At 35.9% G+C, this 15,102-nt stretch carries 12 protein-coding genes; 6 read left to right on the top strand and 6 right to left on the bottom strand.

The window, feature by feature from the left end; all coding sequences use genetic code 11:
* Window positions 1-49: 49 nt before the first annotated feature.
* Both PHV30_04420 and PHV30_04415 read right to left on the bottom strand, forming a co-directional pair.
* Window positions 50-1,534 carry a recombinase family protein gene (locus PHV30_04420; protein MDD5456260.1) on the bottom strand — a complete coding sequence of 495 codons (1,485 nt, stop codon included), beginning with the start codon at window positions 1,532-1,534 and terminating at the stop codon, window positions 50-52.
* Window positions 1,535-1,576: 42 nt separating this feature from the next.
* Window positions 1,577-2,134 (bottom strand): DNA-processing protein DprA, encoded by a 558-nt coding sequence (locus PHV30_04415; protein ID MDD5456259.1) that lies wholly within the window; start codon window positions 2,132-2,134, stop codon window positions 1,577-1,579.
* Between the two features lie 320 nt (window positions 2,135-2,454).
* Between PHV30_04415 and PHV30_04410 the strand changes: the two genes are divergently transcribed.
* Genes PHV30_04410 through PHV30_04395 form a run of 4 tightly spaced genes read left to right on the top strand, consistent with a single transcriptional unit; the run spans window position 2,455 to window position 6,914 of the window.
* Window positions 2,455-2,670: a hypothetical protein gene (locus PHV30_04410; protein ID MDD5456258.1), complete on the top strand. Its 216-nt coding sequence runs from the start codon at window positions 2,455-2,457 to the stop codon at window positions 2,668-2,670.
* Window positions 2,671-2,689: 19 nt separating this feature from the next.
* Window positions 2,690-5,131 carry a hypothetical protein gene (locus PHV30_04405; GenBank protein MDD5456257.1) on the top strand — a complete coding sequence of 814 codons (2,442 nt, stop codon included), beginning with the start codon at window positions 2,690-2,692 and terminating at the stop codon, window positions 5,129-5,131.
* A 2-nt stretch (window positions 5,132-5,133) separates the two neighbouring features.
* On the top strand, window positions 5,134-5,658 hold the full coding sequence (locus tag PHV30_04400; protein MDD5456256.1) for a hypothetical protein: 525 nt from the start codon (window positions 5,134-5,136) through the stop codon (window positions 5,656-5,658).
* Between the two features lie 20 nt (window positions 5,659-5,678).
* Window positions 5,679-6,914 (top strand): DNA sulfur modification protein DndB, encoded by a 1,236-nt coding sequence (locus tag PHV30_04395; protein MDD5456255.1) that lies wholly within the window; start codon window positions 5,679-5,681, stop codon window positions 6,912-6,914.
* On the opposite strand, the gene PHV30_04390 is transcribed toward PHV30_04395, so the two are convergent.
* Genes PHV30_04390 through PHV30_04375 form a run of 4 tightly spaced genes read right to left on the bottom strand, consistent with a single transcriptional unit; the run spans window position 6,911 to window position 12,297 of the window.
* Window positions 6,911-8,014, bottom strand: coding sequence for a phosphoadenosine phosphosulfate reductase family protein (locus PHV30_04390; protein MDD5456254.1), 1,104 nt, complete (start codon window positions 8,012-8,014; stop codon window positions 6,911-6,913). The genes PHV30_04395 and PHV30_04390 overlap by 4 nt on opposite strands.
* On the bottom strand, window positions 8,001-11,243 hold the full coding sequence (locus PHV30_04385) for a hypothetical protein (GenBank protein MDD5456253.1): 3,243 nt from the start codon (window positions 11,241-11,243) through the stop codon (window positions 8,001-8,003). Before PHV30_04385 ends, PHV30_04390 begins: the two co-directional genes overlap by 14 nt.
* Window positions 11,233-12,093 carry a DUF4007 family protein gene (locus tag PHV30_04380; protein MDD5456252.1) on the bottom strand — a complete coding sequence of 287 codons (861 nt, stop codon included), beginning with the start codon at window positions 12,091-12,093 and terminating at the stop codon, window positions 11,233-11,235. Before PHV30_04380 ends, PHV30_04385 begins: the two co-directional genes overlap by 11 nt.
* Window positions 12,094-12,297, bottom strand: coding sequence for a helix-turn-helix transcriptional regulator (locus PHV30_04375; GenBank protein ID MDD5456251.1), 204 nt, complete (start codon window positions 12,295-12,297; stop codon window positions 12,094-12,096).
* A gap of 373 nt (window positions 12,298-12,670) precedes the next feature.
* On the opposite strand from PHV30_04375, the gene PHV30_04370 reads away from it, so the two are divergent.
* Together PHV30_04370 and PHV30_04365 are read left to right on the top strand one after the other, a co-directional pair.
* Window positions 12,671-13,261, top strand: a complete 591-nt coding sequence (locus PHV30_04370) for a DNA-processing protein DprA (protein MDD5456250.1) — start codon at window positions 12,671-12,673, stop codon at window positions 13,259-13,261.
* On the top strand, window positions 13,258-14,814 hold the full coding sequence (locus PHV30_04365) for a recombinase family protein (GenBank protein MDD5456249.1): 1,557 nt from the start codon (window positions 13,258-13,260) through the stop codon (window positions 14,812-14,814). The genes PHV30_04370 and PHV30_04365 overlap by 4 nt, the downstream gene beginning before the upstream one ends.
* The last annotated feature ends 288 nt before the right edge of the window (window positions 14,815-15,102 follow it).

Below are 15,102 nucleotides of genomic sequence, written 5' to 3'. Positions count from 1 at the left end.
AAATGCTGATATTTTCGATATATGTCCTTTCCGTTGCTTAATACCCCAATCATTGATTCAGGGCAAAAATTTCATTGTCCGGCAACATTGTGAATTGAAATTCCAGAGTATCTTTGGAACACCTGATTTGTTCTATGATCTTGGCCAGAGCCAGCCGGTGAGCATAAATATTTTCAAACGGATAACCTGACCGATAGACGATAAACTGTTTTTTGACCTCAGCAATGGGAAGCAATTTGCTTTTGATTTGATTGTCAGTCAGCTGTTCTTTGGTTATTGCCGCTTTGAGTTGTTTTTCCTCGGTTTCCATTTCGTTAATTTTGGTATTGATAAGTTCTCGTTCCTTGCTCAGGAACTGGCTGGAAAGCAAGGTATCCAGATATTTATCCTTCTTGATCTTCAACTGACTGAACAGGCTTTCCATATGGCGCAGGGATTTATCGTGTTCGGCGATCTGCGTCATGATCTGTTCATTATGTTTGAGCAATTTATTTTCTATATACCTGAAATGCTTTTCCTCAGACAGGGAAAGGATAATTTCCGTTACTCTGGCTTCCAGCCGGGCAAGGCTGAAATACGACTGGGGGCAAGTTTTGCCTTTATCCTTTGAACCTGTGCAACGGTAATAGAAAAACTTTTTCTTGTGCCTGTTCACGGTGTGGCTGGGGGCTAGGGGGGAGCCACACCGTGAACAGAATACCTTTTTAGCGAGAATGGCGTTTGTAGTATTCTTGGTTTTGGTGTAGGTTTTTGCTTTAAAAATTTGCTGAACCTTTTCAAACGTGGTTGGGGTAATAATAGGTTGATGAATACCATTGTAGACGTGCCCGCCCCAGGTAATTTTCCCGATATAGGCTTCCTGCTGTAGCATTTTCTGGATTTGTCGTTCATCCCAGCGTTTCCCGTTTCTGTATGGAAAGCCGTTTTCATTCAGATAGTGCATGACTGCCACTGTGGAACGGGTTTCCAAAAATTTCTGGAAGATGGTTTCTACGATCTGTTTTTCTTTGGGGTACGGCACAAGTTCTTTTTCTACAATTGAATAACCATATAATCTGCGTCCGCCGTTAAAGTGCCCCATGCTGGCCCTGTGCCCCATGACATCCGCTATACGTTCGGAAGTTTGTTCCCGTTCCAGCTGGGCAAAGACCAGGGCCACCCGGAGCATGGCTTTGCCCATTGCGGTTGTGGTATCAAAACTTTCTTTCAGGGAAATGAATTCAATTTCTTTTTCCTGTAGTAGTTTCATGAACTGCTCAAAGTCCAGTAACGACCGGCTGAGCCGGTCCAGCTTCTTGACTACTACCGCCTTAATTTTCTTTTGCTCTACGTCTTTGATTAACTTCTGGTATTCCGGGCGGTTAGTATTGCCGCCGGACTTACCACGTTCAATATAGATATTATGTATCTGATAATTGCGGTAATCACAGAACTTTTTCAGCTCACTTTCCTGCTCTTCCAAAGAATCGCCTTCATTAGCCTGCCGTTCTGTGGAAACACGGATATATAATGATACTTTGAATTTCTCTTCCATGTTAATTATTCCTCCTGTCATACTGAGCCTGACGAAGTATGACTACTTCAAGTAGACTGCTTTGAAAGCGCCTTCCCAACAGCCGCCGCATTTGAGCGGCTTCCACTTGATGTTTTTGAACTCCGGTAACGGAGTATTGATACAAAAAATGACTACGGGTAAATGCTCGGCTAAAGCCTTGCGGATAGTGAACAGTGTGCCTCTGCTTTCGCCATAGAGAAAGGCAACTATGCCGGATACAGCTTCTATAAGCCGTAAATTGCGCTGTAGTAAACCTGTGCGGACAATGGCATATTCTTCCTTGCCCTGTAAACCGCCCCAGACAACAGAACCGCCATACTCCTTGAACTGGCGGGTAAGTGCTCGGACTTTGACAGGGAACCCCTCGTATGTGCTCCAGGGACTGTAAAGCGTGCCTTTGTCGGCTTCGCCGACATGTACCAAATAGGACAAACAATATTCATCAGTGCCAACAGCTCCGCCGCTGGCTATATGAAACCTGCGTTTGAGTAAATCATCTACCACCGCACCGACCAGCTCTGCTTTGCTCATGGGTAAAGACCGTGAACCTATAACTCCTATAACTTTCTTTTCTTGCATAATATGCCTCCTCTTGTCTCAGCTTTGGCTGAAACTGTTTCGATGGATAAGGCACACCAGAAAAAAAGAAGGATGTCAAAGAATTATTTTGAAAAGTTGTTTTACGGGGACTCGACCACAGAATAGATATACCTTTATTCCTTAAAAGCTGAGAAAATCAGTCTCGCAAAGATCATTTTAGCTATTTTAATACAGTATTATAAAAGATAATAATTTTTTATTATATATAATATATTTGCTAAATATAGTATATATAATTGACATATTAAAATTTATATAGTAATAATAGACAATACATTTTTATTTTTATGGAGCCAATAATGAATACCAAACGAGAACGTTTCGAAAAAGTTGCAGCAAAAAGAACACAAAAAATTATTGCTTTACTAGATCTATTAGGCAACTGTTCAAATAAAAATAATTACGAATACAATGAAAAAGATGTAGATAAGATGTTTAGGATCATAAGAAATAAAATAAAGCAAAATGAATTATTGTTTAAGCAACGAATAAAAAAAATGGAATTTAAGTTTTAATCTTGTTAGGATGATCTAAATGAATGAAAAAGAATTTGAGAAACTATTCAAGGATCTGTTTTTTTCAAAAACGGAAAATGATCTAGATATAACACTAAAAAAATACCCTCAACTTGATAATCCGAGAAATTGGAAGCCCTTAGGGAATGTAGAGCATAACATTGGTTTAATTGAAAACCAACAATCCTCTCCTATTGCCGCGCTTATCGAGAAAATAACAAACTCAATTGATGCAATATTGATGAAGAAATGCTATGAGTCAAAAATTGATCCCAAATCAACTCATGCCCCCAAAAACATGGAAGAAGCCATCTCAAAGTTTTTCAATGACTTTAAAAACTGGGACCTATCTTCATTTAGAAAGCAGCAAGCTGAAGAGATTCAAATCATTGCAGATGGCCCAAGAATGGAAACTTCATTAATTGTTTATGACAATGGTGAAGGCCAACATCCAGAAAAATTTGAAGAAACATTTTTATCTTTACTAGCGGGGAATAAAAGTGAAATCCATTTTGTTCAAGGTAAATATAATATGGGGGGAACAGGGGCAATTGCTTTTTGCGGGAGAAAAAGATATCAGTTAATTGGCTCAAAAAAATATGACAACTCAGGCAAATTTGGGTTTACGCTAATAAGAAAACACAAACGGAATGAAGTAGAACAAAAAACAAGAAAAGATACTTGGTATGAGTACTTATTAATAGATGGGAATATCCCTGCGTTTACAATTGCGGCCCTTGATTTAGGCTTACATAATCGCTCATTCAAAACAGGGACCGTTCTTAAACTATACTCATATGACCTGCCTGAAGGTTCTAGGTCTGTAATCTCAAGGGACTTAAATCAAAGTATTAATGAATTTCTTTTTGAACCTGCTTTGCCAATACTAACTATCGACAAGCCCGAAAGATATCCTAAAGATATAAATCTACAAAGAGATCTATACGGCCTAAAGAGGCGTTTAGAATCGGAGGAAAGCAAATATATTGAAGATTATTTTTCAATAGATGATTCGTTTGGAGAAATGGGAAGGGTGAAGATAACCTGTTATGTTTTCATGACAAAAATTGACCAGAAATCTGTGAAAGAAAGCAAAGAAACTATTCAGAGAGAGTTCTTTAAGAACAACATGTCAGTTATGTTTTCGCTAAACGGTCAGACACATGGGCATTATGGTTCAGAATTTATTACAAGGTCTCTAAAAATGCCACTACTGAAGGACTATTTGCTTATACATATTGATTGCACAAACATGAATCCCGATTATCGGAATGAACTTTTCATGGCTTCCAGGGATCGATTAAAAGGTGGTTTAGAGTCTAGGGACCTAAGAAATCATCTAGCTACCATATTAAAAAAAAGCAAATTAGAAGAAATAGATAAAAGAAGAAGAGCATCAATTTCAATTGAGAGTTCAGATACTAATGAAACACTCAAGGCCTTATCAAGAAATCTACCATTGAAGAGTGAACTCTATAAACTTCTAAATCAAACATTTAAACTGAATCAAAAAAAAGACACGCATGATACAAAAAAGAAAGAAAAAAAGCCACAAAAAGACTCGAAGGATTCTTTTCAACCTAAGAGATATCCATCATATTTCAAGCTATCGAAAAAAAATGACGGAAATACAGAAGTTGCTAAGATTCCAATTGGTGGAGAACGAATCATTGCCTTCTCGACTGATGTTGAAAACTCCTATTTCGATCGTATTGACGATCCTGGTGATCTAAAAATAGCATTGCTTAATCTCAAGCCTAATGACGTTAGAGGTGGGCTCAAGCCAGGTCTTCCAAAAGAAATTAGCGAAGTCTTGAATATTCGGAAGGCAAGTCCGGACGATGGAACAATAAAAATATCCATGAATCCGACAGAAAATGTTTCTGTTGGGGATGCAATACAAGTGAAAGTTGAGTTTGGTGATAAGGCTCAAAGCTTTGAGGAAATATTCTGGGTAAAAATATGTGCCCCCGAGGAGCCAAAGGAAAAAGCCCCTATAAAAGATGATAATGAACTTGAGGACTTAGGCCTACCAGAGGTTATATCAGTTTATAAAGAAAAAAAAGAAAATCATCCAGGTTGGGAAAATTGTGAGGAAGCAGGTATATCTATGGATGAATATACTGTTGTTTATCCACTTGTTGAAGGAGAACAATTAGTAAAAATCTATATTAACATGGATAGTCATGTGCTCATGACTTACAAGTCCAATAAAAAGGCACTTTCTCAGGATCAAATTATGTTGGCTGATAATAAATATTTATCCGCTGTTTATTTCCACGTATTGTTCCTATATACAATTTCAAAGCAGCGGAAATATGCGATCCAACATCTAGAAGGAGAAGAAACACCGAAGGACGTTGATCTTGCAGACTACCTCAGTGACTTATTCAAAAGCTACTATTCAGAATTTTTGTTAAATTTTGGAATGGATGATTTGTTACAAACTTTAGGGGACTAATTATGAAGGCATTTGAACTTGCGAAAGAAATTGATTTTCACAAACTTTCGTTCAGAATCTATCCGCCACTTTGGGAAATGTTAGATCTACAACATTTTGGCATTACGGAATCAGATTGTAGGGAAATAAAATACCTTAATGATACCGCTGATGCATTTCATGCAGATATAAATAATCTGCCTAGCAACTCAGGAGGAATATATTTCTTTATCGTTAAAAACCCAAAAATACCATTTGTTCATAGTTTCTTACTGTACATTGGGAGATCCCGTATAACAAGTAATGCGAATCTTAGGAAAAGATGCAAATCATATTTCCAGAAACATCAAAACGCCACAGAAGAAAGACCCTATATAACGCGGATATTTAATCAATGGGCCAAATTTCTCTATATTAAATACATTTGTATTAGTAATAATGATGCAACCGAATCACTTGAAAAAGTTCTCATTAACTCAATTTTACCCCCTTTTAACAATGAAATCCCTGATAAAAGGATTAGCGCAGCAGTGAGAGCATTTAGTTAATATATAAAAAGGAGAGAAATATGCGAATACCAGCTATAAGAGGGAAAATGGGTGATTGGCTATACTATGTATCCACCATGAGTTTTTTGCAAGTCAGCAATATGGTTAAAAAAGTAGATGACGAACTGCATAAGACAGAAGCCCTTTCTGATATGATTCAGAGAAGTATTACTGAAAATGTGAACAGTATAAAAGATTACCTTCTTAACCAACATGAAAGATTTTTTAATTCATTAGTTCTTGCAATATATGATGGCGAACCTGAATGGATTGAGGTTGAGTATACCTTTCCGAGCGAAAGCGATATTACGTATTTTGGGATGGGATTTCTTGAATTTAATGGTGAAGAGAAAATATTCCCAGTTGACGGACAACACCGCGTTGAGGCAATAAAACAAGCTGTTCATGAAAATCAGGACTTACGAGAAGAAAAAATATCTGTAATCTTTATAGGGCATAGCAATAATTCTCAAGGTATGGAGAGATCTAGGCGATTATTTAGCACCCTAAATCGATATGCTAAACCTGTAAAACTTTCTGAGATAATCTCTTTAGACGAAGATGATATCGCAGCCATAACAACAAGGTACTTAGTAGAAAATTATAGTTTATTTATGGGGAAAAGAACTGCTATCTCAAAGGGAACAAATATTCCTAATAATAATTACCAGAGTCTCACGACACTAGAAGCATTATATAAATGCACAATATATATTCTCCAGTCGCATACCAGGTTAAGAAACAAAAAGCTAAAAGATTATCTTAGATACCGTAAAGATGACGCAGTTATAGACGGCTTTAAGAATTATTGCCAAGAGTTCTGGAATGCATTCAGTAATAATCTTGATATTGTTAATCGATACCAACAAATGGATGTCGAAAATGTTCGGGATGATTTTAGAAATAAAAGAACAGGAGGGATAATTTTTTTTAGACCTATAGGACTAATGCCTTTTGTTGATGCAATAAATTCGATAAAACAGATACGTGATATCTCTTTTAATGAGATAATACGGGGCTTTAATCACATTCCATTAGACTTAAATGAATTGCCTTGGAAAAATATTCTCTGGGATCCTGCAAGCAAAACAATGAGAAGACCAGAACACAGTTTGATAAAATATATGCTGATATATTTTTTTGATAAATCCATCCTAAATCCGAATGAGATTGCTAAAATGAACTCGCTTTATATGAAGCGTATCGGTACTGAAACTACGGCCACTGAGGCCATAGATGGCCTAGATCAAGCTTAAATGGCGCAAGCAGCGCATGCTTTAACTTCATCATCTTCTTGTAAGATGTCCAATAGAAACGGTGAAGAATATTTCAGATTATTATTCTTTTTCAAATAATCATTCTTTATTTGTCTAATTCTCTCCGGCTTAATCAATTCTTCTAGACGCTCGTTATCCATCCAGGAATACCCTTCTTTCTCAAAAGACAAAGCTTTCTGAAAAAGACTTGGGTGTTGTTCATAAAGCCAAACCCATTCTATTTTTTGTTGAAAAAAGCAAAAATAACAGCCCGAACGACTTCTATTATAAACACCCTCTAAGCTACATGAGGATATTGGGATTTTTTTATAATATTCTGGCAACCCTATGCCGCTATCCTTTAGCGAATTAAATACATCTTGGATGCCAAACGTTTCTGTTTTACTCAATAATGGGAAGGATTCCAGCCGCCCTAATGGATAAGGTGTGTTTTTGAGTAATGCAAAAACAACGTTATTAAATTCAATAAGACCACATTCCAATAAAGTTAAAAGTTTTTTTTCAAAATTGAAGTCAAAGGACATGGGCCTTTTTATTATGTTCTCCACTTTTATAAATTGATTCATATTTAAATGATCTCTATAGAGCTCAAGCATGTAATTTTCTTGGCTTTCAGAAAGAACATGCCGAATTACATCAACACTCCATATGTTTTTTCTAAACGGGAAAATAGATTGAATATTTTTTTTCTTGGAAATGTATGCTTCACGATTTTCATCTTCCCTTATTCCAACGTAAGAAACAACAGGGTCATCAGCAACGAATTGTTCAAAAGGAATCAATTTTAAGTTTTTGGTGCACCACCTTGCATTTGCTGACGGCAGAAACCCATTATACATTTTAAGATAGTACTCAAATGGAGAATGGTGAGTATCGGCAGCAGCCTTCAATCGAATAATCTTTTTACCTAAATACACCTCTAAGTTTTCAATTATCTGATAAGTCTCGTTTAGTTCTTCACCTGTATCACAGAAATAATACTCAATATCTAACTCCGGAAATTTTTGTTTCAAGAAAATAGCCAAAGCAGTACTGTCTTTGCCGCCAGATATGCCTAAAACATGTCTAATCTTTTTCATGCTGTAATTCCTTTTTTAATATACTGATTAGAACTATGGCGTTCTTTTTGGAATCATTAGTTAATATTTTGGATATCCTATCCTGTAGTTTCTGGCTCTCAGCATCAGATTCCCATGGAAGACTTATAATATTTGAAGTCATTCCACTCCCACTGGATGTTAAATCTATTTTCAAAACGTTCTGTTCTAAATTCGTCGATAAAGTTTCAACTTTTCTAATATTTTCCAGTTCCTTTAATCGTTCAATTAATTTTTTTTGTACAAGATCTTCCTCGCTATCGTTAATAATATTAAGTGGTTTACCATAAATTGATGCTGCAAGCGAATTAAACCAATCGTTTTTCCCCATTGAAATATTTGTTAGCCGTTGATAAAGCGGTCTTAAGTATTGGGGAATAACTTTGTCCGATAATTGGATATACTCATTTTTTATTTTTAAGACATAGTCGTCATATTCCTCATTATCTAATCCTAATTGCTTAATGAAAATAGACTCCATTCGTTCAACAAGATTATCATAATTAGTTCGGAGTTCCAGGACAACATTTCGAAGCTTCAAAATGTATGCTTCAAGCTTTTCTTTAGATTCGTTCAACTCATTGATGTTGTATCCGAATGCATGGGGAAATAACTCAAAAAATGAATCTTCTGGGTCCGTTGAATTTCCTATTGCCTGCAGGAGATTTTTTGCCTCATCCGATATTTGATGGCTTTTAAGGGTATATTCAGGCAAACTCTTATATAAGGCTAAAAATGGTTTTATGGCGGTAATAAAGTTTGATTTTATTAATTTACTCTTTGTATGTTTCTCGGAAAGAATATTGCGATATTTGATTAGGAGTTCATCTCTAATCCCTTCAATATTAAATTTTTTAACAAAAAAAGACTGTGGTCTTTTCACTATTAACTCGAAATATGATTCGGTTAATTCGGGAATAAACTGAGAGCTCTCGAAAAGCGCATATTCTTCTCTACGAATAAACAAGAATATTGGTATCCAGAATGTTAAAAAACCATCTTTAATACCATATGGACTATTTTTTAAGATGTTGATTAGCTCTATCAAAGGCTTCTTGTTGTTTTTTGTGCCTTCTAAAAAATTTTCACATGCATCCCATAGTTCTCGAAATGATTTTTCTTGGGGTTCATCTAAAACATAATGGCGCTCCGATGTTATTTTCCTATGAATTCCAGTATCTTTTAATAAGCTCAAGTAAATTGTCTTTTCAGGAGGAAAGACTTTCCTGGGAAAATTCAAATCCTCCACCGTCCAATTGTTTACAAGAGATTTCCAGAACTTCTTTCGAGCTGTTGATATGGAAGAACTTAGCTTAAGTCGATTTATCAATTCATTCTTAAATACAGGGGTTTTGCTGTAGGTTTCATCGCAAATTGAAGACAAAAATTTATTCAGTTCAGTTTTGGATTTTATATTAACCTTCTTGCCCTTGAAAATCCAGATTACAATTCTTTCGTTAAATAGCTGGTCATATAAGTTGCTATTTAATTCATAAACTTGATTGTTCAAAATTTCATCCAACTCTCTGACGGCAACTCTATCTTCAGAATTTTTGCTTTTAACAAAGTTAATTTTATCAATTTCAAAAAGGATATCTTGTATATCGTTTATATTTTTATAAATAACAAATACAATTGGGGCGTTTGTTTTTTTGGATTCATTAATTAGGATATTTTCATCGAGATCTTCGGGAAAAATGAAATTTATCATGCCATCAAAGTTGCTGTCCTCTATTATCGTTACTGGATATTGAGAAATAATATTATAAAAATATCTTGGCGTACCTTTTTCAATAAAATGGGCTTTTGCCGTATATATTGGAAAATTAAAATATTGTTTCAAGGAAGGGATCAAATCAATCGTAGGCGTTATCTTCGAGGATGCTTTATCTAATTCCAGTTCTATATCGATATCGGTTCCCTCAAAAAGTATATAGCTTTCTCTATAGTTCAAAAACCTAATAATTTTTTTGTTTTCCAGAAGAATTAACACTTCTTTTATATCATCATCAGGTGTTTTAAAAATATATTTAAAATAATCGAGAAAGAATTCTCTATTTATTAATGCTGATTTTGGTGAAAATATGTTTAACAATCCAATTGTTTTTACTAGTTTAGTACCCAAACCCAAATAAACAGTTGGCAAGCTGTTCTCGACTCGTTCCAAGGCACCTTGAATTGAAAACCACATAGAAAAATGAGGATTATTTTTTGTAGCTAGTAAAGTATGGAAGTTGTACCAAAGATAATTATATACTTTATCAAGACTAAAATAGGCCCGATCCTGGGAATTAAAATCATTTAGTCCGAAATGTTCATCTGATTTCAGAAAAGAGAACAACGATCTTTCATTTTGCCCATAAAATTGTAAGGCTTTAGTAAGTATTGCGGCAGAAAGAATGTCTAATGGGAAAAGATTTTTTAGGATTTCATTATCAATATCCGTTCTAAAAGGGAGAACCCGAGCTTTACTCACTTTCTCTTTGAAATGTTCAAATTCTGAATCACTTATTTTTAATGTGTCTGAACCTTTTAAATGTTTGGCAGCCAAGCAAAGAAGTTGTTCTAATGGTTCAATAAATGGAATTTCCTTTAATCGTCCTCTCACTTTCTCCCATTCATTTTTTTGATGTTTTTTTAATTTCCATGCATATGCAGAAAAATTTTGATGTAAGGTTAAAATTAAAATAGAGTTTTTATTTGAATCGTTTATAAACTCTGCCAATAATTGGATAAAATATAGTTCTTTTTCTGGGTTATTTACAGCTGCATATTCCAGAAACTTTCCAAATTCATCAATTATTATAACTAAGCAAACGTTTTTTTTCTCATAGTCAGCATATAATTGACTTATTTTATTAAGAATTTCTTCCGAAGAGCTTTTTTCATCAATTGATAGAATGTTACAGAACGAACCGATTATTGATTCGTATTTGCCCACAATTTTAATAAAAGAAAACTGCTTATCTATTAATTTGCCGTTAGGCTTATCCCAGTATTTTTTGAAACTATTTAGATTTTGCTCTAGTGCCAAGAGGAACGACGATTTTCCTGTGCCGTATGAACCTATAATCGTAAAAGAGTGTACCCCGAAATTGTAATTATTCCATATCTGGTTGTATATACTGCCTGCATTTTGAGTCGGAATATACTGAATATCGCTCTTTTCATCCCTTAAAATATTTATCGACGGTAAAAATCTATTTGTCATAATAAATATCTAAGGCCTTAAACTTATTGACTATACTTTTAAGATGAAGATTCCGGATTCCAGCATGCTCCTCAAATGAAACGAACGAATATTTGTCAGCCAATGAATTAATTTTATTTAACAAGCCATCATGCGTAATCAATAATAAATCACCAAGAAAATCATACAGTTCTTTAAATTCTATTGAGACTTTGTTGAACTTATCGCAAATTGCAAACAGAATAAATTCGTCAGGGATATCACGACGCTCCGTTCTCACGACTCTATATATTGATTCCTTCCCATGTCTACTCTCAACTACTGTAATTAAATTTAAATCGGCAAGGATGTTGCTGTATATGTCATCTAATTTATTAATGTCATTTTCAGGGTTTACATAATTTTGGATAAACACATCTACATCCCTAATCAAGCTATTACTATTAACGACATAATCCATTTTCGAGCAATATAAATCGGTAAAACTAACAATATCAGATTTTGTGAATTCATTTTTCTGACTTACAAATTCTTTAAAGAAAATATTATAAAGGGAAGCACTATTATTAGTAATTATTAAATAATGAAGTAACCATATCGTAAAAATATCTTCTAAATATGGATCTCTCCCTTTCTTGCCAAAAAAATAATTCGCATATTCAGAAATTTCACCTTTATCATCTAACACGTAAAATGCTTGGAGCCAATATTTCATTGCTAAAACCATGTTTTTCCCAACGCCTAACTTGACTACGGCATCTTCATTAGAAAATTTTCCTCCGTTTATCAAGAAATCATAGCCTTTTTTTAGCCAGTGTTGCCTACAACTAAAAGTTTCATGACCTGAAAATGATAACTTACTGTTTGTCATTTAAGCATTCTCTTGTATTAAATAATCTACTGTTACTTCTAAAACATCGGCTATTTTCTTCAAGGTTTTAACAGTTGGATTTTCCGTTGTTCCAGATTCGATTTTAGTTAATGATGGAAATGAAATATCCGCCAATCTCGAGAGTTTTTCTTGCGACATTTTTTTTTCTTTTCTTAATATTTTAATATTTTTAGCAATATTCATATAAGATTAATTTTTGTTTGCATACTTTTATTAGTATAACTTTACTAGTTAAATATTATTTATAATTTAATAAACCTTTTATATAATGAGTAAATTTTAGCATTTGGTCAAGTTGAGGTTTAACTGATATTTTTTAATCTTTATTGATAGTTTTGCTGATTATTTTTATATGGCAAGCTTATTTAAGAAATTTAAAGCTTACCATTTTGTAGGGTTATCAAATTTTTATATGTATTTAATATAATCTATTCTGTGGTCTAGTCCCCGTAAAACAACTTTTCAAAATAATTCTTTGACATCCTTCTTTTTTTCTGGTTTTTTCGTACCCCATCGAAACAGTTTCAGCCAAAGCTGAGACAAAAGGAGGCACATTATGGAAGAAAAAAAGCAAATAGGGCTTGCCCCGCGAAGCCCAAAGGGCGTAGTGGGGGTCATAGGTTCAAGGAGCTTGCCTGTTGGCAACGCTGAGCAGGTAGGCGCAGTAGTGGAAGACCTGCTTAAACGCAAGTTCCACATAGCCAGCGGTGGAGCCGTTGGCACAGACGAATATTGTCTGGCCTATCTGGTGCATGTCGGCGAAGCCGACAAAGGCACGCTATACAGCCCGTGGAGTACTTACGAAGGTTTCCCCGTCAAAGTCCGTGCCCTTACTCGCCAGTTCAAGGAGTATGGCGGTTCTATTATATGGGGCGGGTTACAGGGCAAGGAAGAATATGCCATTGTGCGCACAGGTTTGCTACAGCGCAATCTGCGGCTTATAGAAGCTGTATCCGGCATAGTTGCCTTTCTCTACGGCGAAAGTCGAGGCACGCTTTTCACTATCCGCAAGGCTTTAGCCGAGCATTTACCCGTAGTTATCTTTTGTATCGATACTGCGTTACCGGAGTTCAAAAACATCAAGTGGAAGCCGCTCAAGTGCGGCGGCTGTTGGGAAAATGCGTATAAGGCGGTGTATTTAAAGTGAGTAAAAGTAAAAACAATAAACAGGTTTCCTCCCCTTATCAAGGGGAGGTGCCGCAGGCGGAGGGGTTTAAAGTATCATTATATATCCGTGTTTCCACAGAACGGCAGGCCAATGAAGGCGATTCGCTGGAAGAGCAGGAAAGTGAATTAAAGAAGTTTTGCGATTACCGCAATTATCAGATACATAATATCTATATTGAACGTGGTAAGTCTGGCGGCAATACCAACCGACCGGAATATCAGAAACTGATTAAAGATGTAGAGCAAAAGAAAATTAACGCAGTAGTAGTCAAGAAGCTGGACCGGCTCAGCCGGTCTTTGCTGGACTTTGAGCAGTTCATGAAGCTACTACAGGAAAAGGAAATTGAATTCATTTCCCTGAAGGAAAGTTTTGATACCACAACCGCTATGGGCAAAGCCATGCTACGGGTGGCTCTGGTCTTTGCCCAACTGGAACGGGAACAAACTTCCGAACGTATAGCGGATGTCATGGGGCACAGGGCCAGCATGGGGCACTTTAACGGCGGACGCAGATTATATGGCTATTCAATTGTAGAAAAAGAACTGGTTCCGTACCCCAAAGAAAAACAAATAGTAGAAACCATCTTTCAGAAGTTTCTGGAAACCCGTTCAACAGTGGCAGTTATGCACTATCTGAATGAAAACGGCTTTCCATACAGAAACGGGAAACGCTGGGATGAACGACAAATCCAGAAAATGCTTCAACAGGAAGCCTATATCGGAAAAATTACCTGGGGCGGGCATGTCTACAATGGTATTCATCAACCCATTATTACACCAACTACGTTTGAAAAGGTTCAGCAAATTTTTAAATCAAAGACCTACACCAAAGCCAAGAACACTACAAACGCCATTCTAGCTAAAAAGGTATTCTGTTCACGGTGTGGCTCCCCCCTAGCCCCCAGCCACACCGTGAACAGGCACAAGAAAAAGTTTTTCTATTACCGTTGTACAGGCTCAAAGGATAACGGCAAAACTTGCCCCCAGTCGTATTTCAGCCTTAACAGGCTGGAAGCCAGAGTAACGGAAATTATCCTTTCTCTATCAGAGGAAAAGAATTTCAGATATATAGAAAACAAATTGCTCAAACACAATGAACAGATCATGACGCAGATCGCCGAACACGATAAATCCTTGCGCCATCTGGAAAGCCTGTTCAGTCAGTTGAAAATCAAGAAGGACAAATATCTGGATACCTTGCTTTCCAGCCAGTTCCTGAGCAAGGAACGAGAACTTATCAATACCAAAATTAATGAAATGGAAACCGAAGAAAAACAACTTAAAGCGGCAATAACCAAAGAACAGCTGACCGGCAATCAAATCAAAAGTAAATTATTGCCTATTGCTGAGGTCAAAAAACAGTTTATCGTCTATCGGTCAGGTTATCCGTTTGAAAACATTCATACTCACAGGCTAGCCCTATCCAAGATCATAGAACAAATCAGGTGTTCCAAAGATACTCTGGAATTTCAATTCACAATGTTGCCGGACAATGAAATTTTTCCCTTCGGGAACCTCAGGGCAGGGATATAAATACATGATTGGGGTATTAAGCAACAGAAAGGACATATATCGAAAATATCAGCATTTTTAACGAAAAAACCATCATTCGCGGGTTCGATATAGCCTAACGGCTATATCGATTTATTACTCTAACCCAATACCCTAAAACCTATTATGCGTGTCCTCGAATTATGGTGGAGCGTTAATTTCCCACACTATACCAACTTGCCTATATTGCCCTATAACATTAGATTTAAGCAATATCCCTATAGGGAATGTAGGATATTAGATGTTTCAATTCAGCCTGAATATTTAATT

This window comes from Candidatus Margulisiibacteriota bacterium, assembly GCA_028715625.1.
Taxonomy (GTDB): Bacteria; Margulisbacteria; Riflemargulisbacteria; order GWF2-35-9; family GWF2-35-9; genus JAQURL01.
The sequence above is the reverse complement of the archived record's forward strand: the minus strand, read 5'-3'. Positions and strand labels throughout refer to the sequence as shown.